Here is a 23,388-nt window from a genome sequence, read left to right as displayed (position 1 = left end):
GGAAGGCAAGCCAATCCTGCAGAGTGAAAGAAGCTTTACCGGAGCACCCCGCCCGGAAAGGCACGTTTTCGAACGGCAGGTCTCCTGGCTCGCGGGTCGTCACCATCCGCCTGCCTTCCCGGATTTCTCCCGTGGCCATAGTGGCAGGATGGCTCGCCGCTTACAGTTGCGGGGGCAGCCGCGGCATTGAACCATGGAATCTCAAGATGATCCCGGGCTCGCACCGCATTCTCTCTTAGCCCCTACCGTTGCCGGCAAGGGACCGTATCGCAGTCACCTAAGCCTTGTCGCAGGGCAGTGTCAATGTCGCAAAGGCGATTGCCCGTATGGGGAAACCGTCTATAGTGATCACGTCTTTGGTGCCCGAGAGGGCTCATCGAAGGGAATGCGGTGCGACGACATCTTGGCGTCAAACCCGCGGCTGCCCCCGCAACTGTAAGCGGAAAGTCTCTGCTCAACATGCCACTGGAGACATCCGGGAAGGCGGGTCAGAGGCGTTCGATCCGCGAGCCAGGAGACCTGCCGGAGACGATAGGCACAGTGAAAGTCCTCGGGTGGAGGGCAGAAAGACGACGTCCATGGTTACGAACTCTGCTGCCGGTGCAGCCAGCGTTTCCGCATCGAAAATCATTCCTCTTGGCATGACGGCCATACTCGGCCTGTTCATCGTCGGCTTTGTCGGCTTTTCGCATATCGAGGCCGTGCACAACGCAGCCCACGATACGCGCCACTCGCTGGCCTTTCCCTGCCACTAAGAGGAATTTCCCCAATGTCGCTGTTTCGTAACATCGTCCTCACGGCGGTGATCGCCGGGCTTTTGTCCGGGCTCCTGATGACCGTGATGCAAAGCTTTTCGGTCGTGCCGCTTATCATCGCGGCAGAGACCTATGAACACGCCGGCAGCGCCGCCGGGCATAGCCATGCTGCTGCTCCGGCGGCAGGCACTGCAGCCCCTGCCTCCACTGAGCATCAACATGCCGAAGAGGCATGGGCGCCGGCCGACGGGCTCGAGCGCTTTGCCTACACGGCTGCCGCCAATGCACTGTCGGCCATCGGTTTTGCGCTGGTTGCCATCGCCATTGCCGAAGCACTCGGCGGGTTTGGCGGATGGCGCGGCGGGTTGATGTTCGGCATTGCCGGCTTCCTCACCGTCAGCCTTGCACCCGGCCTCGGCCTGCCGCCGGAACTCCCGGGCATGCCCGTCGCCGAACTCGGACCGCGGCAGCTCTGGTGGATCGCGACGGCAGTCTGCACCGCCCTGGCCCTCGGGCTGCTTGCCTATACCCGTTCCGCCCTTCTTGCGGCTCTGGCGGTCGTCCTGCTGGTTGCTCCGCACATCATCGGTGCACCGTTGCCGCCGACCCATGACACCGCGGTGCCGATCGAACTGCATGCGCGGTTCGTCAATGCCGTCTACGCGACGAACCTCGTCTTCTGGGCCGTTCTCGGAGCGCTTTCCGGCGTCATTCGCGAGCGTTTTCGTGCTGGTGAGGAAATTTCGACCACGTCCAAGGAGCTTGCAGTCCGTTGAAGGAAATCGATCAGACCACCGAGCAGCGCCACCGCGCCAAGATGGAAAACCGCAAGGCGGTTCAGGATGCCGAAGTCGCGGAGAAGACCGTCGAGAAGGGGCTCCTCATGGTTCATACCGGCTCCGGCAAGGGCAAGTCTACGGCGGCCTTCGGGCTGGCCTTGCGGACGCTCGGCCACAACCGCCGCGTCGGCATCGTGCAGTTCATCAAGGGCGCATGGTCAACCGGCGAGCAGCCGGCGCTTGCTGTGTTCGGTGACCGCATTGCCTGGCACACGATGGGCGAGGGCTTTACCTGGGAAACTCAGGATCTCAAACGCGACATCGCCGCTGCCGAGAAGGCCTGGGGCATGGCACTCGAACTGATGGCGGATGAAACGATCGGCCTCGTCATTCTCGACGAACTCAATATCGCGTTGCGTTACGATTATCTCGATCTCGAAACGGTCGTTGCCCAGTTACAGGCGCGCCCGGCGGATCTGCACGTGGTCGTCACCGGCCGTAATGCAAAACCGGCTCTGATCGAGGCGGCGGATCTGGTGACCGAGATGACGCTCGTCAAGCATCACTTCAAGGCCGGCGTCAAAGCCCAGGCCGGCATCGAGTTCTGACGGGTGGTGGCGCGCGCTCTCATGTTTCAGGGGACAGGCTCGGATGTGGGCAAGTCGCTGGTCGTTGCCGGGCTTGCCCGCGTCTTCACGCTGCGGGGCTTGAGTGTCCTGCCCTTCAAGCCGCAGAACATGTCCAACAATGCTGCGGTCACTGCCGATGGCGGCGAGATCGGCCGGGCGCAAGCCCTGCAGGCGAGGGCGGCCAGCGTGCCGCTCAGCGTCCATATGAACCCGGTTCTGTTGAAGCCCCAAAGCGAAGTCGGCGCCCAGGTGGTGGTGCAGGGCAGGGTCGAGGGCAATGCCAAGGCGGCCGAATACCAGCTTCTGAAGCCGAGACTGCTTTCGCGGGTGCTTGAAAGCTTCGAGATCCTCAAAGCCCGGGCAGACCTCGTCCTCGTCGAGGGGGCCGGCAGCGCGTCCGAAATCAACCTTCGCCAGAACGACATTGCCAATATGGGTTTTGCCCGCGCTGCCGATGTCCCGGTGGTTCTGATCGGCGATATCGACCGGGGCGGCGTGATTGCGAGCCTCGCCGGCACCAAACTCGTCATCGATGCTGAGGATGCTGACATGATCCACGGCTTTATCGTCAACCGTTTTCGCGGCGATCCCGCCTTGTTTGCCGAGGGCATGCGGATGATCGGTTCGTTTACCGGCTGGCAATCGATCGGACTGTTGCCGCATTTCGCCGATGCAGCACTTCTGCCGGCAGAAGATGCGCTCGGCCTTACCCAGTCGTTTGCGCGCAAGCCCGACGCGAAACTGCGCATCGCAGTGCCGATCCTGCCGCATATTTCCAATTTCGACGATCTCGATCCGCTGGAAGCGGAGCCGGATGTCGAACTCATCCGTGTCAGGCGCGGCGAGGCTATCCCTGGAGACTGCGATCTCGTGCTGCTGGTCGGCTCGAAGGCGACGATCACCGATCTGGCGGCGCTCCGGGAAGCGGGCTTCGATACCGATATCGCAGCTCATTACAGGCGCGGCGGGCGGGTGCTCGGCCTCTGCGGCGGGTATCAGATGCTCGGCAGACGGATATCGGATCCAGAGGGATCGGAAGGTCCTCCCGGTTCGGCGGAGGGGCTGGGGCTTCTCGATGTCGAAACCGTTCTGTCGGCGTCGAAGCGGCTGGAGGCGGTAACAGGCGTCAGCGCAGACGGAATATCCTTCGCCGGCTACGAAATGCATACGGGTCATACCACTGGCTTCGACTGTTCACGTCCGTTTTCGAGCATTGGCGGCAATCCGGAAGGTGCGTCGTCTCGGGATGGCAGGGTGGTCGGCACCTATGTGCACGGATTGTTTTGCGACGACCGGCAGCGTTCAGCCTGGCTGTCGCGTCTCGGCGGCACAGTGTCGGGCTTGAATTACGAGGCGAATGTCGATGCCATTCTCGATCGCCTTGCCGCGCATATGGAGCAGCATCTCGATATCGACGGACTGCTCAAAATTGCCAGATGAGCAGCGCCAGGATGCCGAACAGGCTGATCAGCAGCGCATCCGCCACGCGCGCGAGCTTGAGGGCGCGGGTGATGTCGTCGAAATTCAGATTGGTCCGGTTGCCATCGCCCATGTAGCGGGCTTCGATCATCTGGCCGCCATAACTTCGGGGACCAGCGAGCGCGATGCCAAGCGCACCCGCCATCGCCGCTTCCGGCCAGCCGGCGTTCGGCGAACGATGGTGTTTCGCGTCACGGCGGATTGCACGCATGGCATCGCGGGGCGAGGCGTCCTTGACGAAGACAGCGGCCACGACGAACAGCGCGGCCGTCAGTCGCGAGGCCGGCAGATTGATCAGGTCATCGAACCGGGCCGCGGCCCAGCCGAACGCTTCATGACGCGGCGACCGATGGCCGATCATGCTGTCTGCGGTATTGGCAGCCTTGTAGGCCGCGCCGCCCGAGAGGCCGCCGATGCCGAGCCAGAAGGCAGGGGCGACGACGCCATCGGAAAAATTCTCGGCCAGGCTTTCGATCGCCGCGCGGCAAACCGCGGCGTCATCGAGCTTTTCCGGATCGCGGCCGACAATCATCGAGACGGCCTTGCGTCCGGCGTCGAGCCCGTTGTAGCGCAACGCGGTTGCCACGGCTTCAACATGGGTCTCGAGGCTTTTCTGGGCCGGCAAGCTGGCTGCGGCAAGCACGAGAAGGATCGGTCCGAAGGGCAAAAGCATGAGAACGGCGGCAATCGCCAGCGCGGCGGCGACGGTGCAGCCGATGAGGACAATGAGCGCGAGGATGCCCATGCGTTTGCGGCTGGCGAAATCCTCGCCCTCGCGGTTCCATCGACTGTCGAGTGCCGATATCAGCCGGCCGATCCAGGTGACGGGATGGCCGACGCGTTTGAACAGCCAGTCCGGATAGCCGAAGATGCGCTCGGTGATCAGGGCGAAGAATGCGAGAAGGAACATGACGTTGGCGATCTCTGAGTTGGGCAGTCCGATACAGCATGGCGGCAACCTCGCCATGGCGCGTGCGCTGTTTCCTTGGGCACCCGAGCCGTGGATCGATCTATCGACCGGCATCAACCCGCATTCCTATCCGCATACGCCGATCCCCGGCAATGTTTTTGCACGTCTGCCGGAGCCTTCTTCGCTCGAGAGGTTGAAGACGGTTGCAGCTGAGGCGTACCAGGCACCATCACCATCTCATATCGCGGCTGGGCCGGGAACGCAGATCCTGCTGCCGATCATCGCCGGCCTTGTCGGAGGGGACGGAAAGGCAGCGATCCTATCGCCCACCTATGCGGAACATGCGCGTGCCGCGACGATGGCAGGCTTTGAGGTTCTGGAGACGGATGATCTCGACCACCTCTCGACCGCCAGTCTCGCCGTCATCGTCAACCCGAACAATCCGACCGGCCGGATCGTGTCGATGGATGACATTCTGGCGCTGGCCGAAATCATGCGCGCGAAGGGCGGGCTGCTCGTCGTCGATGAGGCCTTCATGGATGTGTCGGAAGCGCAGAGCGTTGTCGGCGCTGTCGGCGAGGGCGGGCTGATCGTGTTGCGCTCCTTCGGCAAGTTCTATGGCATGGCCGGCCTGCGGCTGGGCTTTGCGATCGGCCATCCCGATATCACCGTGAAGATCGAGGAGAGGCTCGGGCCTTGGGCGGTCTCCGGTCCGGCTTTGCATGTGGCATCCGAAGCGCTGGCCGATGCCGATTGGCAGGCCGCTATGCGAACCAGGCTCGGCGCAGATGCTGGGAGGCTGGACGCAGCTCTGTCCGCTGCCGGCATTCCGGTCTTCGGCGGCACGTCATTGTTTCGTTTTATACGTGACAGGCGTGCTCAAGGTCTCTTCCAGCATCTCGGCGAACACGGGATCATCACTCGCCGCTTTAGCGAGCGTCCGGACGATCTACGGCTGGGGATGCCTGAAGAGAAGGACTGGTCTCGGCTGGAAGCGGCACTCGGAGGCTTCTAGCCGCCGAACCGGTCGCTCCAGGCGGGTTGGGCGCTGGCGTTTGGCAGCGCGGTCGCCTCGAAGACGCCACGTGCCACGGCTCTTGCTGTGACCAGGGTTGCGAGATGGCAGAGTTCGGCGAAGGCCCCCATGTCTTCCATCGGGATTTTTCCGGTGGCTGCTGAAAAGATCGTGTCGCCATCTCCCGGCAGATGTGCTGGCAAGACGGCGCGTGCCAGTCCGTCATGCGCCATGATCGACAGCCTGTGCGCCTGCGCCTTGGTCAGAACCGCATCAGTGACGACCACGCCGATCGTCGTCGCCTTCAACGTCACGCCCTTCATCCGCAGGGCCGTGTGGTCGTCTGTGAATGTCGAGGGAAGGCCGAGGCCACCGAACTCGTCATCCTGCTCGAACGGTGCCGACCAGAAGTGCTTGGTATCACCGACTGTTGCGGCACCCATCGCATTGACGGCCATGAGGACGGCAATCGTGTGCCCCGACGACGTCTTCGCGCTTGCCGAACCGATTCCGCCCTTGACGGTCGCGGTCGTGGCGCCGGTTCCGGCCCCGACCGTGCCGAGAGCGAATGCGCCTTTCTGCGCGGCACAGAAGGCGTCGTAGCCCATGTCGCGATAGGGCGAATGGAGGCCCCAGTCTTTGTTGCCGCCGTTCAGAAGATCCATCAGGATCGCCTGCGGCACGATCGGTACCTTGGCAGACCCGACGGGGAAACCGCGGCCGATCTGGCGCAGGCCCGCCTGCACCCCGCCGGCTGCATCCAGCCCGAAGGCCGAGCCGCCCGAGAGAACGAAGGCATCGACTGTCTGCACCGTCATGGACGGGTCGAGAAGGGCTGTCTCGCGCCCGCCCGGTGCACCTCCGAGAACCGAGCCGGAAGCGACTGCCGGCTCGTCGAAGATGATTGCGGTGACGCCTGAGCCAAGCTGCAGATCGGTCGCGTGGCCGACGGCCACGCCTTCGATATCGGTGAGAAGGTTCAATGGCGCCACCATGCGAGTATCAGTCGATATCGAACTTGACGCCCTGCGCGAGCGGCAGGGTACGGCCATAGTTCACGGTGTTGGTGGCGCGGCGCATATAGGCGCGCCATGCATCGGAGCCTGATTCGCGGCCGCCGCCGGTTTCTTTTTCGCCGCCGAAAGCGCCACCGATTTCAGCGCCCGAAGGACCGATATTCACGTTGGCAATGCCGCAATCGGAACCGCGCGCCGATACGAAGGCTTCGGCTTCGCGGATGTCGTTGGTGAAGATCGACGAGGAGAGGCCCTGCGGCACGTCGTTGTGCAGCGCAATCGCTTCGTCGAAGTCCTGATAGCGAATGACGTAGAGGATTGGCGCGAAGGTTTCGTCTCTGACCGGGCCGGTCTGATCAGGCATTTCGACGATCGCCGGACGCACGTAGTAGGCATCAGCCGCTTCGGCATCCAGCACGCGTTCGCCGCCAACGACCGTACCGCCGGCGGCCTTGGCTGCCTCAAGTGCCGCCTGCATCTTGTCGAAGGCTGCCTGGTCGATCAGCGGGCCCACGAGATTGCCGTCCTGCAGCGGGGAGCCGATGGTGACCGACTGGTAGGCCTTGGCAAGCCGCGGCACGAGCGCATCATAGACGCTGTCATGGACGAAGAGGCGGCGGAGCGTCGTGCAGCGCTGTCCGGCTGTGCCCATGGCGGAGAAGGCGACGCCGCGCAGGGTCAGATCGAGATCGGCCGTCTGGGTGACGATCGCGGCATTGTTGCCGCCGAGTTCGAGAATGGAGCGGGCAAAGCGCTTGGCCAGCCGCGGACCGACTTCGCGGCCCATGCGGGTGGAGCCGGTCGCAGAGACGAGCGGCACCTTGTCGTGGTCAACGAGGATTTCGCCGATGTCGCGGCCGCCGATCAGCAGGGTCGAGAGGTTTTGTGGGGCTTTTCCACCGTCGGCGACATAGCGCGACAGTGCCTTTTCGAAGATCGCCTGGGTGGCGAGTGCGGTCAGCGGGGTCTTTTCCGAAGGCTTCCAGATGGTGGAATTGCCGCAGACGAGGGCAAGCGCTGCATTCCACGACCAGACGGCGACGGGAAAGTTGAAGGCGGAGATGATGCCGACGGGACCAAGTGGATGCCAGGTTTCCATCATCCGGTGCTCGGAACGCTCGGTTGCGATCGTCAGGCCGTAGAGCTGGCGCGACAGGCCGACTGCGAAATCGCAGATGTCGATCATTTCCTGGACTTCGCCAAGACCTTCGGATGTGACCTTGCCGACTTCGATCGACACGAGGCGACCGAGGGAAGTCTTGGCGGCACGCAGTTCCTCGCCCAGGAGACGGATCAGTTCGCCACGCTTGGGCGCCGGCACGAGGCGCCATTCGAGGAAGGCCTGGTGCGCTGCGTCGATCGCCTTCGTGGCATCGTCTGCGCTCACTTCCGGCAGCTTGCCGATTTCCATGCCCGTGATCGGCGAGCGGACGGTGAGCGTCCCGCCCTTGTACTGGTCGGCTGTGACGCCGAGATCAGCAAAGATCTTGTCCACTTCGGCGACGAGGTCGAGTTTGGCGAGCGTCATGTCGGTCTCCGGATATCGAAATTTGGGGTCAATCTACAAATCGGGGCCGGTTTGACAACAGGTTCGCCGATATTCGTTCAGGGTCAGAAGCGTTCGCCCGTGAAATGAGCGATCTGGGCGCCGGCCTCGTAATAGGCTTCCTTGACGGTGCGAAAGCCTGGTTCGGTGACGCTGGTCAGCGGCAGCGGCAGGTCTTCCTCGGTGATTTCTCCGAGGATATGGCGGGCAAGAACCTTGCCGAAATTGGTGCCCGGCGAGATGCCGCGACCGTTATAGCCGGAAAATCCGATGACGTTGCGGCCGAATTTGTGGAAGCGCGGGAGGGCGTTGTCGGTCATGCCGATCTTGCCGTACCATTCGGCCTCGAATTCCACGTCGCCGAGCTGCGGGAAAAGCCGCTTCAGCGACCGCCGTGCCCAGGATTTGTGGATGTCGCGGCCCGTTCCCCGCAATGCGCCGACGGAACCGAAGACGAGGCGGCCGGCTTGGTCCATCCGGAAGGAGGACAGGACTTCCTTCGTATCCCAGCAGCCTTCGGAATTCGGCAGCACCGATCCGCGCAGGTTGGCGGATAGCGGCTTTGTTGCCAGGTTGAAATAGGGCAGGTGCACCTGTTCGCGCCGTATCTGCGCCCATGGGCCGGTGCTGTAGGCGTCGGTCGATACGATGATCCAGTCGGCGTGAACTTCGCCGTCAGCAGTCTTGACGATCTTCCTGCCATCGGTTTCGGACGTTTCGATGACGGCGCTGCCCGTGTGGATTTTCGCCCCGGCCTTGATCGCCGCATGGGCGAGGCCGCGGGCATAGGCGAGCGGCTGAAGCGTGCCGGCGCGCATGTCGAGGAGCGCGCCCGAATAGGCGTTTGTGCCGATCCGGCGTTCGGTCTCTGCCGCATCCAGCATGGTGACCGGGGCACCGCGCTTCTGCCATTGGCGCGCGCGTTCCTCCAGTTCCCGCAGTCCCTTGTCACCGACAGCGCAGTGAAGCGTGCCATTGGTTTCGAGCTCGCAGGCGATGTCATGCTTCTCGATCAGTTCTCGCACCAGATAAGGGCCGTTGCCGAGCAGGTCGAGCGCCCGCTCGCCGTAGAGATCGCCGAGTTCCTTCGGAAAATCGTCCGGCATCACCCACATGCCGGCATTGATCAGCCCGACATTGCGGCCGGCACCGCCGAAGCCGATCTCGGCGGCTTCCAACAATACGACGTCGACGCCGCGTTCCGCCAGATGCAGCGCCGCGGAGAGGCCGGTATAGCCGCCACCGACGATCACCACGTCCGACGACGTTGATCCTCTCAGAGGAAAAGTGGAAGGAGCCGCAGGAGCGGTTCTTTCCCAGAGGCCGTGGGAGCGCTGGTCGTCGAGCATCGAAAGTTCCCGAACTTTATGTTTTGCAGACTTTACAGAACCGGTTTCCCGATGAATATCGACATAATCTCAACAGGTCATTCGCGGGAGGAATGACAATGCTCCCGCCAAGACGGTTTCTTCCATCGTTTTCGCTTCTTGCCGCCTTCGAGGCGGCGGCTCGCAGTGGCAGCGTCACTGCGGCCGCGAACGAACTCGGCCTGACGCAGAGCGCCGTCAGCCGCCAGATCTCCGCGCTGGAAAAGCAGCTGGGCGTGGCGCTGTTCCTGCGCGAGCGGCAAACGATCCGGCTGACGCTCGCCGGTGATGCCTATGCCCGCGAGGTGCGTGAAGCGCTGCGGCGGATTTCCAATGCCTCGCTCAACCTTCGGGCCAATCCGTCCGGCGGTACGCTCAATCTCGGCATCCTGCCGTTTTTCGGCACGCGCTGGCTAACTCCAAGGATCGGCCGTTTTCTCGATCTCCATCCCGGCGTCGTCGTCAACCTGACAACGCGGCTGGAGCCGTTCGACTTCCGGTTCGATACGCTGGATGCGGCGATCCATTTCGGCTCGGCGCGCTGGCCGGGTGCAGCGCTTACCTTTCTGATGGACGAGGATGTGATCCCGGCCTGCAGCCCGGATTTCCTAAGGAAGCATGGCATCCAGGCGTCTGGGGATCTGGTGCATGCGCCGCTCCTTCACCTCAACAGCCGGCCGGATGCCTGGGAGACGTGGTTCCGCAAGGCAGCAACCGAGTTCGACGCACTGCATGGCATGCTGTTTGATCAGTTCGCGACCATGGTCGAGGCGGCCGTGGCAGGCCTCGGCACGGCGCTGCTGCCGCGCTTCCTGATTGAGCGCGAACTGCAACAGGGGCTGCTGGTGGAGGCGGTTGCCAAGGGATCGATGGGGACGGGCCAGTATTATCTCGCCTATCCACCCGACCGCGCAACCTACCCGCCGCTTGCCGTATTTCGTGATTGGATCTCGCGCGGGATAGAAGCGGATCGTGTGCGATCACTTGCGATCGCGGGCGCTATCGGCCAATAGTCCCTGAGGCTTATTGTGATTGACCGACCGACGGGAAGACCCTGATGAAACCGATATTCGTCCAGCTTCGCTGCAAGCCCGGCAAGACCTATGAGGTCGCCGATGCGATCTACAAGACCGAGCTGGCTTCCGAACTCTATTCCACCAGCGGTGACTGGGACCTGCTTCTGAAGGTATATATCAGCGGCGACGATGAAATCGGCCGCTTCGTCAACGAGAAGATCGCCTCCATTCCGGGTATCGAGCGGTCGCTGACGACGATGACATTCACGGCGTTCTGAGCGTTAAAACCTCGCATAAAAAAGCCGCCTCAAGGGCGGCTTTTCTGTCTCGGTCATCAGGATTGATCAGGCAAGCGCCGTCGGCGCCTGGTTGCGTGCACGCACCAGATCGCGAATGGCAACCTTCACTTCGTCGGGCGAATTGAAGCGCTGCTCATCGAGATCGATGACGTGGAACTTCACGGCAATGAATTTCAACCGGTCTTGATCCGGGATAACGATACCGACGGGCTCGCCGCCGAATTCTATGACTTGCTTCTGCATGGCATGCTCCCGCGTTTGCTGCCTAAAGCGCAGCACTGGCGAATGGATTTTCAGGAACGAAAGAACTGAAAGGTCTACATTCGACAGCACGGAAGGGAGCTACGCTCCGTGCCTAGCATCTTATACGCGAACCGACCGCAGGCGGCGACGTAAGCAGGTTTAATCATGTCACTCTCCCTCATGGCGTTGCGTAAAATGCCGACGGGAAACGTCCGTCGATCGAAAGTGGACTTTAGGTGACTCGCAGAATGCGATCAACGAAAATCCTTTTAAAGGAAATATTTTTCTGTCTGATGACAGTATCGCGGCGGAAATGTGAAATTTCATTCGCGATGGCCTGTCCTTCGACAAGCCAGGAAATAGGTGCGGGCCTCGTCTGCGACAAGATGAGGCCCGCTAAAGTTATTGTGACAGGTTGTTATCCGGCGCTGCGCCGACTGTCGGTAAACCGACAGTCGGATCAAAGCATTAGATGACTCGGATGGATTACCCCATACGCTCGGAGGCGTAGGAGCCGGGGCTCGGCGGGAAGACCACCGTGCGATTGCCGTTGATGAAGGTGCGGTGGTGAATATGCGCGTGGATCGCGCGGGCCAGAACCTGGCTTTCCACGTCGCGGCCAAGCGAAACGTAATCGTCGGGCGATTGGGCGTGGGTGATACGTACCGTGTCCTGCTCGATGATCGGGCCTTCGTCGAGATCGGCAGTGACGTAGTGGGCGGTCGCACCGATCAGCTTCACGCCGCGCTGATAGGCCTGCTTGTAGGGGTTTGCACCTTTGAAGCTGGGCAGGAAGGAGTGGTGGATGTTGATGATCTTGCCCGACATTTTCTGGCACAGCTGATCCGACAGGACCTGCATGTACCGGGCGAGCACCACCAGTTCGGCACCGCTTGCCTCGACGACATCAAGCAACTGGGCCTCGGCCTGCGGCTTGTTTTCCTTCGTCACCTTGATGTGGTGGAAGGGGATATCGTTGTTGACGACCTGCTTCTGGTATTCGAAGTGGTTGGAAACGACGCCGACGATATCGATCGGCAGCGCGCCGATCTTCCAGCGGTAGAGAAGATCGTTCAGGCAATGGCCAAAGCGCGACACCATCAGAAGCACCTTCATGCGCTCCTCGGTATCGAAGATGTCCCATTCCATCTCGAATTTTTCGGCGATCGGCTTGAGGCCTTCGGCAATTGCCGGGCGACCGACGCCTTCTTCCGAGATGAATGAGACCCGCATGAAGAACCGTCCGGTATCCAGATCGTCGAACTGCGAGCTGTCGATGATGTTGCAGCCCTGTTCCGCCAGAAAGCCGGAAAGCGCAGCAACAATGCCGCGCGTGGAACGGCAGGTGACGGTCAGTACATAGCTTTTCATCGATAACCCCTTGGTCTGCACTTGGCGGAGATCCTTGTAGACATAACCACGCCGGCGGACCATATCCGAAGGCGCAGGAAAGAACAGAAATACGGAGGCGTTTTTCCGTTCCGGCTCAAAGCAATGGAACGTTCCACCCTTACAAACGGCAGCTTAGGCAAGGACGTCAAAAATTCCGGTCCTTTTGCGCCTTTCACGCGTTGATCACCGTCGCGGTGCTTGGTCCGCCGCGCATTTGTCATTCAATATTTTCGAATATTTATTTCGTCGGATTTTGTAAGATACGGGAGGAATGCTGGTGGCTAGATATGCGGGGCGGTTTCAGGGTAAGGCCTGGTTGGGTAGAAACCTCAGAAGCATTGCCTTGAGGGGAATCGCCTTGATCGGTGCGGCCAGTCTCGCGACGCAGCCGGTTTCCGCTGCCACGACCTGTATGCGGGGCATCAATCTCGCCGGTGCCGAATTCGGTAAGGTTGGCGATGCCTACGGTAAAGGCTACACTTACCCTTCCGCCGAAACGATCCGCTATTTTGCAAGCAAGGGCTTCACAGCCGTTCGGCTGCCATTTCTATGGGAAAGGCTGCAGCCCAAGCTCTATGCGTCGTTCGATCGGGCTGAGGCCAAGCGGCTTGCGGCTACTGTCGAGCTTGTACGCAAAGCCGGGATGGTCGTTATTCTCGATCCGCACAACTACGCGCGCTACAAGGGTGATCTGATCGGGACGGACAACGTTCCGCAAAGCGCGTTCGCCGACTTTTGGCGCAGGCTTTCGGTACGGTTTGGCACAGAGGCAGACATTGCGTTCGGTCTGATGAACGAACCGCATGGTATTGCAGCCGAAGACTGGGTGTCCGCCGCCAACGGTGCGATCGCAGCCATCCGGCAGGCCGGGTCCGCCAGTCTGATCCTTGTTCCCGGCACGGCCTGGACCGGCGCCCATAGCTGGTCTGCCGGGGATTACGGCACCACCAACGCTGCCGCGATGTCGGCGATCGTCGACCCGCAGAACAATTACGTTTTCGAGGTGCACCAGTATCTTGACCAGGATTTCTCCGGCAAGAATGACGAATGCTCGCGTGCCGCCGATGCGGTCAAGGCGCTCTCCGACGTCGGCACCTGGTTGAAGCAGAACAACCGGCGTGGACTGCTGGGTGAGTTTGCCGTTCCGCGCCAGCCGGAATGCCAGTCGGCATTGGTCGATATGGTCAAGGTCGTCGAGAGCAACCCGGATGCGTGGCTGGGCTGGGCCTATTGGGCAGCCGGTGACTGGTGGCCGGAAGACGAGATCCTCAACATCCAGCCGGTTCGCACGGTCGACAAGCCGCAGATGGCAACGCTTCTGAAAGCGATGTCGGAAAATGCTTCCTGCGGGCGGTAAGCCGTCAATATTTCACGTGAATCACCGAACGTGGAATCAATTCACGTCGGTGGATAGGTGTGTTCGTTGCCGCGAAAATCGCGGACGGAGTAGCAGCCGCCTTCAGGGCGCGCAGCGCTTTCGCCGATGACCGCCTTGCCATGGCCGCCTGGAATATCGAGCACGTAAGTCGGCTGGCAAAGTCCGGAAATGGTGCCGCGCAGAGCCGAAACGATTCGCTGGCCCTCGGCGATATCGAGCCGGAAATGGCCTGTGCCTGGCGCCAGGTCCGGATGGTGCAGGTAATAGGGTTTGATGCGCGTTTCGACGAAAGCCTTCATCAGGTCGCCGAGCACTTTCGGGTCGTCGTTGATGCCTTTGAGCAGGACCGTCTGGCTGACCATCGCAAAGCCGGCTTCAATCAGCCTTGCGCAGGCAGCCCGCGCGTCCTCAGTCATTTCGCGGGGATGGTTGGCGTGGAGCGCCACATAGATTGTCTTGCCGCTTTCCTTCAGCGCCGCAATCATCGGCGCATCCACCCGCTCGGGCTCGACCGCCGGCACGCGCGTATGAAAGCGCACGATTTTGACATGCTCGATTTCAGCCAATCCAACCATGATCACGGAAAGCCGGCGCGGAGACAGGACAAGCGGATCGCCGCCGGTCAGAATGACTTCCCAAATTTCCTCATGAGTGCGGATGTAGTCGAGCGCGGCCGTTAGTTCGTCCGGCGAAAGCGTTCCATCGCCCTGCGGGCCAACCATTTCACGGCGAAAGCAGAAACGGCAATAAACAGGACAGATGTGCACGGCCTTCAGAAGGACGCGGTCCGGGTAGCGGTGGACGATGCCTTTGACCGGACTATGCGCCGCGTCGCCGATCGGATCGGCCCGTTCGTCCGGTGTGCTGATAAGCTCTGCTGCGTCGGGCACGAATTGTCGCGCAATCGGATCGGCGTCATCGGTCGGGTCGATCAGCGAGAGGACCGTCGGCGTCAGCGCGATCGCGTAACTGCCGGCGACGGCACGGATGCCGTCGAGACGGTCTTGCGCAATCAGACCTGCATCGGCCAGTTCCTCGGGCGTTTTCAAGGTACGCGCAACGCTCACGGCAAAACCTCGGCGACGGGCGCCCACAGGACCTGGTCGATACGGGTCGCGCCGGTTGCGAGCATGGCCAGGCGATCAAAGCCCAGCGCTGCGCCGCTTGCCTGCGGCATGATCGAAAGGGCTGACAGAAAATCCTCATCGATCGGATAGGTCTCGCCGTAGATGCGCGCTTTCTCCGCCATGTCGTGCTCGAACCGGCGGCGCTGTTCGGCCGCATCGGTGAGTTCGCCGAAAGCGTTCGCCAGTTCCACGCCGCATGCGTAGAGCTCGAAGCGTTCGGCAACGCGGGGATCGCGGGCCGAGGGTCGGGCGAGGGCTGCTTCCGAGATGGGATACTCGCAGAGGATCGTCGCCCGGCCCTGACCGAGATGCGGTTCGATCTTTTCGACCAAGACCTTGCTGAACAGATCCGCCCAGGTATCGTCCTTTGAAACCCGGAGGCCGGTGCGGGTGAGTTCGGACGCGAGAGCGTCGCGATCGGTCGCGCCATCGGTTTGCACGGAGGAAAGCAGATCGATCCCGGCGTATCGAAGGAAGGCTTCCGCCAGCGTCACGATTTCGGGGTCGGCAAAGGGGTCGGTTTCCATGCCGCGAAACGCGAACCGCTTCGTCCCCGTGGTCTCGGCGGCGAGTTTCAGCATGTCGGCGCAATCGGCCATCAGTTGCTCGTAGTTTTCGCCAACCCGGTACCATTCCAGCATGGTGAATTCCGGGTGGTGCAAGGGGCCGCGCTCCCGGTTGCGATAGACATGCGCGAAGGTGAAGATGCGCTTCTCGCCGGCTGCAAGCAGCTTCTTTGCGGCAAATTCCGGCGAGGTGTGCAGGTAAAGCGGCGCTGCGCGGCCGTCGATCGTCAGCGCTTGCGTCGCGAAGGCATGAAGGTGGGTTTCGTTGCCGGGCGATACCTGCAAGGTCGCAGTGTCGACCTCGATGAAATCCGCCTTGCCGAAGAAACCCCGCAGCGCTGTCTGAAGCCCGTTGCGGCCCATCAGGAAAGGCCGCCGGTCAGCGTGGTTTTCCGGTGTCCACCATGGCGCAGATCGGGCTTCGGATCGAAACAGGCTCATTTCGGCTTTCTTCGCGGGTTCTTGCCCGCAAGGCTTCCACTTTGCGCGTTTTTGCGGTAGTTGCCCGGAAAACAGATCATCCGTCCTTCAGGCCGGTTATCGCCCGGTCCTCTACGACGCATTCCCGGCAGTTACAAGCCGGCACGCCAACAAGGAATTCAAATGGTCAAGGTCATCGCATCTTCCGTCCGCAAGGGTAACGTCATCGACGTCGACGGCAAGCTCTATGTGGTTCTCACCGCCGAGAACTTCCATCCCGGCAAGGGCACTCCGGTGACCCAGGTCAACATGCGTCGCATCGTTGACGGCGTGAAGGTTTCGGAACGCTGGCGCACCACGGAACAGGTCGAGCGTGCCTTCGTCGAAGACGTCAACTTCCAGTTCCTCTATGAAGACGGCGAAGGCTTCCACTTCATGAACCCGGAAAACTACGATCAGATCGTCGTGGACGTGGATACGATGGGCGACCAGAAGGCGTATCTGCAGGAAGGCATGACCTGCGTCCTGTCTATGCATGAAGGTATCGCGCTCGCGCTGCAGCTGCCGCGTCACGTCACGCTCGAGATCGTAGAGACAGAGCCGGTCACGAAGGGACAGACAGCATCGTCCTCCTACAAGCCGGCGATCCTGTCGAACGGCATCCGCACGGCCGTTCCGCCGCATGTTGATACCGGCACCCGCGTCGTCATTGCCACGGAAGACAATTCCTACGTCGAGCGCGCCAAGAACTGATCGAAGCATCAGGCTTCATTCGAGCATAAAAAAAAACCTCCGAGCCGCAGGCTTCGGAGGTTTTTTGTTGTCTGGCGATCCCGCGAGAAGAAATGGGCCGGCGAACCGGCCGGTCCATCCTGTTTCGCTGTTTAGTTTTTCAGAACCAGCTTGGCAGAGGCCACCTGCGCCGTCGGTGATCCGAAGGCATAACCGCCACCGAGTGCGACGTTGAGCGAGACATAGTCCTGCGCCATCTGCTGTACGGCCTGGGCCAGGCTTGCCTGGGCGGTGGAAACTTCGCGCTGTGCGTCGAGAACGTCGAGCAGCGAGGAGGCGCCATCACGATAGCTTGCGGTTGCGAGCTGCAGAGCTTCCTCGTAGGATTTCACGGTCGCACGGAGCGCTGCCACGGTGCGGCCATCGCGGGCAACGGCGGCAAGCGCGTTCTCGACTTCCTCAACGGCATCGAGAACCGTCTGCTTCCAGGACAGATAGGCTTCGCGGGCTGACGATTCGGACGACTTGACGTTGGCACGCAGGGCGCCGCCGTCGAAGATCGGAAGAGACAAGGCCGGACCGAAGGACCAGGACAGGATGCCACTTTCGCCGCTTCCGGCAACGCGGGTGTAGGATGGCGAAATGGAGCCACCGAGCGTAATCGCCGGATAGAGCTGTGCTTCGGCAACGCCGATCTGCGCAACGGCTGCGGCAAGCTGCCGTTCGGACGCACGAATGTCAGGTCGATTGCGGATCAGGTCGGCGGGAATGCCGGTCTTGGTGCTGTAGCGGGCGACCGGCTGGCGGGCACCGCGCTGCAGTTCAGGAAGCAGTGTGGACGCCGGCATGCCGAGAAGCGTCGCGATGCGATGCGCCGCGGTGCGATACTGGGTCTCGAGACCTGGCAGCTCTGACAGTGTCGAGTTCACAAGACCTTCGGCCTGAACAACATCCAGTCTGGAGGCAGCACCGGCTTCCAGCTGAAGCTTGGTGAGATCAAGCGTTTCACGGCGAGAACCGAGGTTCTTTTTGGTGATCGCGATACGCTCCTGATAGTAGCGAACATCGATATAGGCTGCGGCAACCTGCGAAAGCAGGCTCAGGCGCGCAACGTCGACGCTTGCATAGGCGGCGTCGAGACTGGCAAGAGCCGATTCCTTGCTGCGGCGGTAAAGGCCGAACAGATCCAGCAACCAGGACGCGCTGGCTCCACCGACGGCGGATGATTGCGGAGCGGTCGATGTTGGACCGAGCCGCCCGCCGATGTCCTTCGTGCCGCTACGCTCGCCCTGCGCATCGATATCGAGCGACGGAAGACCGCCGGCGCCGGCACTGACGACGGACGCCTGGGCCTGGTTGATGCGTTCCAGGGCCTGAAGAACGCTGAGGTTCTGCGACAGGCCCGTCTGCATGTAGCCGTTCAGGCGCGTGTCGGAAAACGCCGTCCACCAAGCCTTCATGGAAACGTCGCCATTGCTCGTCTGCGCACCCTCGGCAAACTTCGAAGGAAGGGACACTTCCGGCGCCTGATGGTTCGGTCCGACCACGCAGCCGGAAAGGAGGAGCATGACGAGAGGGGCGGCTACGCGAATGGATGTCATATCTTTGTCCCGAAACGCTTAAGAATGGGGCCCCGCGAACAGCGGAGCAAATCACTGCACAGCCTCCCGCTCAGACGAGCGGCGATTCGATGCTGGCAATCCGTTAACAGATTCACACTGTCTTCACTTGTTTTTCACGCTTTGATAACCGGCGCACAACAACAAAGAAGGACGGAACGAAGAAAATTCCGAGCAGTGTTGCAGAAAGCATACCACCCAGCACGCCGATGCCGATGGCGTTTTGAGCGGCAGAGCCGGCGCCCGTTGCGATCGCAAGTGGTACCACGCCGAGAATGAATGCAAGCGACGTCATGATGATCGGACGGAGGCGCAATCTTGCGGCCTCAAGGGTCGCTTCGAGCACGCCCATACCTGTCTCCTGACGATCCTTGGCGAATTCGACGATCAGGATGGCGTTCTTCGCCGCCAATCCGATCGTCGTCAAAAGACCGACCTTGAAGTAGACGTCGTTCGACTGGCCAAGGAGATAGGCTGCAGCCAATGCGCCAAGGACACCGATCGGAACCGCGAGAATGACCGAGAACGGAATCGACCAGCTTTCATAAAGTGCCGCAAGGCAGAGGAATACGATCAGAACGGACAGGCCGTAAAGCATGGGAGCCTGGGAGCCAGACAGCCGTTCCTGATAGGAGATGCCCTGCCAGGCCACTGAGTAGCCACCCGGCAATGCCGCAGTCAGCTTCTCCATCTCGTCCATGGACTGACCGGTGCTGACGCCGGCGCCGGTCGCGCCGTCAAGCGATATGGCACTGACGCCGTTGAACCGCGCAAGCTGCGGCGTGCCCGTGTTCCACTGGACGGTGCTGAAGGACGAAAACGGGACCATCTCGCCGCCGGTGTTGCGCGCAAACCAGTATTTGAGGTCTTCCGGCTGCATGCGGTAAGGCGCATCACCCTGCACATAGACGGGCTTCAGCTTGTTCTCGAGCGTGAAGTCATTGACGTCGCGACCGGCAAAGATGGTCGTCAGCATCGAATTGACCGAAGCGAGGTCGACACCCATCGCACCCAGCTTCTCCTGGTCGAGAAGGATCTGCAGCTGCGTTTCGGTTCTCTGAGAGTTGCTGCGCAGCGAGCCGATATTGCGGTTGCTGCCGGCGATCTGCATCAGCTGTTGCGATGCGCTCGTCAAAGCGGGATTGCCGTTGTTGCCGCTGTCGACAAGGTACATCGAAAAGCCGCTGGAATTGCCGAGGCCCTGGATTGCTGGTGGCAGAAGTGCAAACACCTGCGCGTCACGCAGTCCGAAGAAATGGCGCTGAGCCCGCTGCACAACGGCGGCCGCTTCCTGCTGCGGCTCGGTGCGAACATCGAAATCCTTGAGCTTGGCAAAGATCATCGCATTGTTCTGGCCGGTGCCATTGAAGCTGAAGCCCATCGCACCGAATACCGAAGCGACGCTGTCCTTCTCGTCGTTGAGGAAGAAGGACTCGATCTGCTTGACCACTTCCTCGGTTCTGGCGGTCGTCGAACCGTTCGGAGTCTGGACAAGCACCATCAGAACGCCCTGGTCTTCCTGAGGAAGGAAGGAGCTGGGGAGCCTTGAAAACAACAGACCGCAACCGCCGACAATCAGTGCGAGAAGAAGCATGACGCGCAGCGGCCGCTTCAGAAGGTAGCCGATCGATCCGACATAGCCGTTTGTCGTCTTGTCGAAGCCGCGGTTGAACCAGGCGCCGACGCCCTTTTTCTTCTTCTCGTGATTGACCGGCTTCAGGATCGTCGCGCAGAGCGCCGGCGTCAGCACGATCGCAACCACGGCCGAAAGCAGCATCGCGGAAACGATCGTGATCGAGAACTGGCGATAGATGATGCCTGTCGACCCACCGAAGAAGGCCATTGGAATAAACACGGCCGTCAGAACCAGCGCGATGCCGATGATGGCGCCGGTGATTTCATGCATGGACTTTTCGGTCGCCTCGAGCGGCGACAAGCCTTCCTCGTCCATGATGCGCTCGACGTTTTCGACGACGACGATTGCGTCATCCACGAGAAGGCCGATCGCCAGCACCATGGCGAACATGGTGAGAGTGTTGATCGAATAGCCCGTCAGCGCCAGGATGCCGAATGTCCCGAGCAACACCACCGGAACGGCGACCATGGGGATCAGCGTTGCCCGCAGGTTCTGAAGGAAGACCAGAAGCACCACGAAGACCAGAACGATCGCTTCGATCAGCGTGTGAATGACCTTCTCGATCGACAGCTCGACGAACGGCGTCGTGTCGTAGGGATAGGTGATGCTGACATTTTCGGGAAGCGTCGGCTCGACCCGGTTGAGGGCAGTTTTTACCCTTTCGGCGGTATCAAGCGCATTGGCGCCCGTCGCGAGGTTGACCGCAAAGCCCGCCGCCGGCTTGCCGTTAAAGCGGGAGCTGCCACCATAGCTTTCCTGGCCGATCTCGACCCGGCCGATATCCGATATCCTGACTGTTGCGCCGTCCTGTCCGACTTTGAGGATGATCCGCTCGAAGTCGTCGACGGTGGTCAGCTGGCTCTGGGCTGTCATGGTGACGGTGAGCTGCTGACCTTCCGACACGGGCTGCGCCCCGAGCGAACCAACGGACACCTGGGTATTCTGCGCTTCGATCGCGGATGTGACGTCGGCCGACGTCAACTGGTATTTCTGCAGCTTGAAGGGATCGAGCCAGACGCGCATTGCATAGCCTGAGCCGAAGATATTGATGCTGCCGACGCCTTCCAGGCGCTTCACCTGATCTTCGATCTGGGTCGAGAACACGTCGCCGAGATCGACCGAACTGCGCTTGCCGTCCGACGACACAAGCGCGCCGACCATCAAGATACTGGAGGTGGAGCGCGAGACTTCGATGCCGGACTGCTGCACGACGTCAGGCAGCTGCGACTGTACCAGCTGCAACTTGTTCTGCACCTGAACCTGGGCGATATCAGGCATGATCGAGTTGCCGAATGTCAGCGTGACGGTCGCGCGTCCCGTTGACGACGACGAGTTCATGTAGGTGAGATCGTCGAGTCCGGTCATGCCGTCTTCGATGATCGTTGTGACCGATTTCTCGACGGTTTCGGCGCTGGCGCCGTTATAGCTGGCAGAAATGCGCACCGTGGTCGGGGCGATATCCGGATATTGCGAGATCGACAGCGTGGTGATGGCGAGCGCACCACCGAGCATGATCACGATCGCAATAACCCAGGCGAAGACGGGCCGCCGGATGAAGTAATGGGCCATTCACTTGTTCCTTGCCGTATTCGGGGCGGCGTTCTTCGCGTTGTTGCGGGATGCGGACCTCAACCTCTACGGCTTCGGCGCATCAACCTTCGGCTTCTCGACAGTAAATCCCTGCTCGTTGACCGTGACTTCGACGGGCTGGACGGCGGCGGCGTCGGCAATCCACTGGAACCCGTCGACGATCAGGCGATCGCCATCCGCGATGCCGTCGGTGACCAGCCAGTTGTTGCCGGATGTGGTGCTGACCGTGAAGGTCCGCGTTTCCACCTTGTTATCCGCGCCAACAAATTTCGCCGTCAGTTCGCCACGGGCATTGCGGGTCGCGGCACGCTGCGGGATCAGATAGCCGTTTTCGTTGCCAAGCGTCACCGTCGCACGCACATACATGCCGGGCAGAACGATATTGTCCGGGTTGGGGAACACGGCACGGATCTGAAACGTGCCGGTGGTTTCGCTGACAGCCATTTCCGACATGTCGAGCTTGCCGGCAGGTTCGTAAGCCTTGCCGTCCTCCAACCGCAATCGGATCTCGGCGTTGCGAGGATCGCCGGTGACCCGTCCGGACGCAAAGGCTGCACGAAGCTCCAGGAGATTGGTGCTGGAATCGATGAGATCGATATAGATCGGATCGAGCTTGCGCAGTGTCGACAGCGCGTCGGTCTGGTTGGCGGTGACGATATTGCCGAGGCTGACATTGGAGATGGTCGTGACGCCATCGAACGGTGCCCGGATCTTGGTCAGGTCGAGATCGATCTCGGCCGATTGCAGAGCGGCCTGGGCCTGCGCCACATCGGCCTGGGCCTGAAGCAGGGTGACCTTGGCATTTTCATATTCGATCTGCGTCGCACCGCTGTTGACCAGCCGCTCGTAGCGGGTGAGGTTTGCCTGCGCGGCCGGGATGCTGACTTCGGCCTTGGAAAGGCTCGCTCTCGCCTGCGCAACGGTCGCCTCGTAAAGATTGTCCTCGATCTGATAGAGGATGTCGCCCGCCTTGACTTCGCTTCCTTCCTTGAAGCTGATCTCACGAATGGCGCCGGTCACACGCGGCCTGATCTGGGTCGTCTGGAATGCAACGGCGCGGCCCGGCAAAATCGAGGTAATCGGCCGCTCGGCCTTTTGCATGACGACGACACTGACGGCCTGCGGCGGCTTCTGAGGTGCGCCGCCGGCTGGAGCGTTTGCGGTCTGCTGATCGGAATCGCTGCAGGAGGCGAGCAAGACCGTTAAAAGGAGGGGGAGAAGCAGTTTGCGGGGGGTCATCGTTGGATCCAGGGCCGGTCGTTGCGCATTCCGAAGAACCGGATTTCCTCGGGAGGGACAGGTTAACCCACAAAAAGCGGGAGGAAGCATGGCAAGGGGCGGAACCGCCACAGCCCAGCCTCGAAGTGACGTAATTCACTTATCGTCACTTTGCAAGCGGGCTTTGCAGTGCAGCATTCACGAGTTCGACAAGTCCGTCGCAGCGGGCATGCAGCTCCGCCTCGTCGGCATGTATAAGAAAGACATGGTGGAGGACCCCTGCAAAGCAAGGGGCAACGCTCCGCCCGATGGTACTTTCCGGTGCGGACTTGTAAACCCCGGTTTCGAAGCCGTGGCGAACGACGCTTTCGAAAAGATCCTCGATGAGCTTTCGATAATGCCGGCCGCTGGGCAGGTCGGTACTTGCCATCATGGCCAGCATTTCGAAAAACAGCGGATTATCCCTGATATCGGCCAGATGCGCGTCCATCAGGCGGCGCGCGACAAGCCCCAGCCTCGCCGGCGCCGGGACGGAATCGTCCTTCGCGTCGAAGCGACCGATCATCCTGGTGGTGTGCCGGTCGCAGATTGCATCCGCAAGCACCGTCTTGGATTGAAAGTGCTTGAAGACATTGGCGGGCGACATCTGCAATTCG

General features: G+C 61.2%; 21 protein-coding genes and 2 riboswitches (1 of these 23 running past the window's edge). Of the genes, 9 read left to right on the top strand and 12 right to left on the bottom strand.

Translation table 11 applies throughout. The features are described 5' to 3' along the window. Positions 1–57 precede the first annotated feature (57 nt). Positions 58–283: riboswitch (cobalamin riboswitch) on the bottom strand. A 57-nt stretch (positions 284–340) separates the two neighbouring features. After that, positions 341–541: riboswitch (cobalamin riboswitch) on the top strand. A gap of 37 nt (positions 542–578) precedes the next feature. Genes ACQY1P_RS21835 through ACQY1P_RS21820 form a run of 4 tightly spaced genes read left to right on the top strand, consistent with a single transcriptional unit; the run spans position 579 to position 3,603 of the window. Next, the gene (locus ACQY1P_RS21835) at positions 579–755 is read left to right on the top strand and encodes a CbtB domain-containing protein (RefSeq protein WP_062576923.1); all 177 of its coding nucleotides are present in this window, start codon (positions 579–581) and stop codon (positions 753–755) included. Between the two features lie 14 nt (positions 756–769). Further along, on the top strand, positions 770–1,531 hold the full coding sequence (locus tag ACQY1P_RS21830) for a CbtA family protein (RefSeq protein WP_430255450.1): 762 nt from the start codon (positions 770–772) through the stop codon (positions 1,529–1,531). Continuing rightward, entirely contained in the window at positions 1,528–2,142 is a 615-nt protein-coding gene (gene cobO / locus ACQY1P_RS21825; RefSeq protein ID WP_430255448.1) for a cob(I)yrinic acid a,c-diamide adenosyltransferase, read from the top strand. Before ACQY1P_RS21830 ends, cobO begins: the two co-directional genes overlap by 4 nt. Before the next feature lie 3 nt (positions 2,143–2,145). Beyond that, a complete protein-coding gene (locus tag ACQY1P_RS21820; RefSeq protein WP_430255446.1) occupies positions 2,146–3,603 on the top strand; it encodes a cobyric acid synthase in 1,458 nt (485 codons plus the stop codon). On the opposite strand, the gene cbiB is transcribed toward ACQY1P_RS21820, so the two are convergent. After that, positions 3,587–4,552: an adenosylcobinamide-phosphate synthase CbiB gene (gene cbiB, locus ACQY1P_RS21815; protein WP_430255444.1), complete on the bottom strand. Its 966-nt coding sequence runs from the start codon at positions 4,550–4,552 to the stop codon at positions 3,587–3,589. The two genes, ACQY1P_RS21820 and cbiB, sit on opposite strands and share 17 nt — an antisense overlap. Between cbiB and cobD the strand changes: the two genes are divergently transcribed. Next, positions 4,551–5,567 (top strand): threonine-phosphate decarboxylase CobD, encoded by a 1,017-nt coding sequence (cobD, locus tag ACQY1P_RS21810; RefSeq protein WP_430255442.1) that lies wholly within the window; start codon positions 4,551–4,553, stop codon positions 5,565–5,567. The genes cbiB and cobD overlap by 2 nt on opposite strands. Here cobD and ACQY1P_RS21805 read toward each other — a convergent pair. The 3 genes from ACQY1P_RS21805 to ACQY1P_RS21795 all read right to left on the bottom strand — a co-directional run bounded on the left by ACQY1P_RS21805 (position 5,564) and on the right by ACQY1P_RS21795 (position 9,478). Further along, entirely contained in the window at positions 5,564–6,562 is a 999-nt protein-coding gene (locus ACQY1P_RS21805; RefSeq protein WP_430255440.1) for a P1 family peptidase, read from the bottom strand. The genes cobD and ACQY1P_RS21805 overlap by 4 nt on opposite strands. A gap of 7 nt (positions 6,563–6,569) precedes the next feature. Beyond that, positions 6,570–8,111, bottom strand: a complete 1,542-nt coding sequence (amaB, locus tag ACQY1P_RS21800; RefSeq protein ID WP_430255438.1) for an L-piperidine-6-carboxylate dehydrogenase — start codon at positions 8,109–8,111, stop codon at positions 6,570–6,572. 83 nt (positions 8,112–8,194) lie between these two features. Then, the gene (locus ACQY1P_RS21795; RefSeq protein ID WP_430255436.1) at positions 8,195–9,478 is read right to left on the bottom strand and encodes an NAD(P)/FAD-dependent oxidoreductase; all 1,284 of its coding nucleotides are present in this window, start codon (positions 9,476–9,478) and stop codon (positions 8,195–8,197) included. 92 nt (positions 9,479–9,570) lie between these two features. Between ACQY1P_RS21795 and ACQY1P_RS21790 the strand changes: the two genes are divergently transcribed. After that, positions 9,571–10,509, top strand: coding sequence for a LysR family transcriptional regulator (locus tag ACQY1P_RS21790; RefSeq protein WP_430255434.1), 939 nt, complete (start codon positions 9,571–9,573; stop codon positions 10,507–10,509). Between the two features lie 44 nt (positions 10,510–10,553). Continuing rightward, positions 10,554–10,790 carry an Lrp/AsnC ligand binding domain-containing protein gene (locus ACQY1P_RS21785; RefSeq protein WP_062463623.1) on the top strand — a complete coding sequence of 79 codons (237 nt, stop codon included), beginning with the start codon at positions 10,554–10,556 and terminating at the stop codon, positions 10,788–10,790. A gap of 66 nt (positions 10,791–10,856) precedes the next feature. Here ACQY1P_RS21785 and ACQY1P_RS21780 read toward each other — a convergent pair whose 3' ends face one another. Together ACQY1P_RS21780 and purU are read right to left on the bottom strand one after the other, a co-directional pair. Continuing rightward, positions 10,857–11,054 (bottom strand): hypothetical protein, encoded by a 198-nt coding sequence (locus tag ACQY1P_RS21780; RefSeq protein WP_430255432.1) that lies wholly within the window; start codon positions 11,052–11,054, stop codon positions 10,857–10,859. 486 nt (positions 11,055–11,540) lie between these two features. After that, a complete protein-coding gene (gene purU, locus ACQY1P_RS21775) occupies positions 11,541–12,425 on the bottom strand; it encodes a formyltetrahydrofolate deformylase (protein WP_113112157.1) in 885 nt (294 codons plus the stop codon). A gap of 364 nt (positions 12,426–12,789) precedes the next feature. Between purU and ACQY1P_RS21770 the strand changes: the two genes are divergently transcribed. Continuing rightward, complete coding sequence (locus ACQY1P_RS21770; protein WP_244476271.1) at positions 12,790–13,803, top strand: glycoside hydrolase family 5 protein; 1,014 nt, start codon at positions 12,790–12,792, stop codon at positions 13,801–13,803. 41 nt (positions 13,804–13,844) lie between these two features. Here ACQY1P_RS21770 and ACQY1P_RS21765 read toward each other — a convergent pair whose 3' ends face one another. Both ACQY1P_RS21765 and epmA read right to left on the bottom strand, forming a co-directional pair. Next, entirely contained in the window at positions 13,845–14,891 is a 1,047-nt protein-coding gene (locus ACQY1P_RS21765; protein WP_430255429.1) for a lysine-2,3-aminomutase-like protein, read from the bottom strand. Next, positions 14,888–15,958, bottom strand: coding sequence for an EF-P lysine aminoacylase EpmA (gene epmA, locus ACQY1P_RS21760; RefSeq protein WP_092665301.1), 1,071 nt, complete (start codon positions 15,956–15,958; stop codon positions 14,888–14,890). Before epmA ends, ACQY1P_RS21765 begins: the two co-directional genes overlap by 4 nt. 162 nt (positions 15,959–16,120) lie before the next feature. Between epmA and efp the strand changes: the two genes are divergently transcribed. Next, a complete protein-coding gene (gene efp, locus ACQY1P_RS21755; RefSeq protein ID WP_062463637.1) occupies positions 16,121–16,690 on the top strand; it encodes an elongation factor P in 570 nt (189 codons plus the stop codon). A gap of 131 nt (positions 16,691–16,821) precedes the next feature. Here efp and ACQY1P_RS21750 read toward each other — a convergent pair whose 3' ends face one another. The 4 genes from ACQY1P_RS21750 to ACQY1P_RS21735 form a co-directional block, all read right to left on the bottom strand. Then, positions 16,822–18,270, bottom strand: coding sequence for an efflux transporter outer membrane subunit (locus ACQY1P_RS21750; RefSeq protein WP_430255426.1), 1,449 nt, complete (start codon positions 18,268–18,270; stop codon positions 16,822–16,824). Positions 18,271–18,382: 112 nt separating this feature from the next. Continuing rightward, positions 18,383–21,493 carry an efflux RND transporter permease subunit gene (locus ACQY1P_RS21745; protein ID WP_430255424.1) on the bottom strand — a complete coding sequence of 1,037 codons (3,111 nt, stop codon included), beginning with the start codon at positions 21,491–21,493 and terminating at the stop codon, positions 18,383–18,385. Between the two features lie 66 nt (positions 21,494–21,559). Continuing rightward, positions 21,560–22,753, bottom strand: coding sequence for an efflux RND transporter periplasmic adaptor subunit (locus tag ACQY1P_RS21740; RefSeq protein ID WP_430255422.1), 1,194 nt, complete (start codon positions 22,751–22,753; stop codon positions 21,560–21,562). A gap of 145 nt (positions 22,754–22,898) precedes the next feature. Beyond that, positions 22,899–23,388, bottom strand: the 3' portion of a protein-coding gene (locus tag ACQY1P_RS21735; protein WP_062463649.1) for a TetR/AcrR family transcriptional regulator. It continues 113 nt past the right edge of the window; the window shows 490 of its 603 coding nt (coding positions 114–603); its start codon lies beyond the right edge, outside the window; its stop codon occupies positions 22,899–22,901.

The sequence above is a fragment of the Neorhizobium sp. DAR64872/K0K18 genome, assembly GCF_050500175.1.
GTDB classification, from domain to species: domain Bacteria; phylum Pseudomonadota; class Alphaproteobacteria; order Rhizobiales; family Rhizobiaceae; genus Neorhizobium; species Neorhizobium soli.
This window is presented reverse-complemented; position numbering and strand designations above follow the sequence as displayed.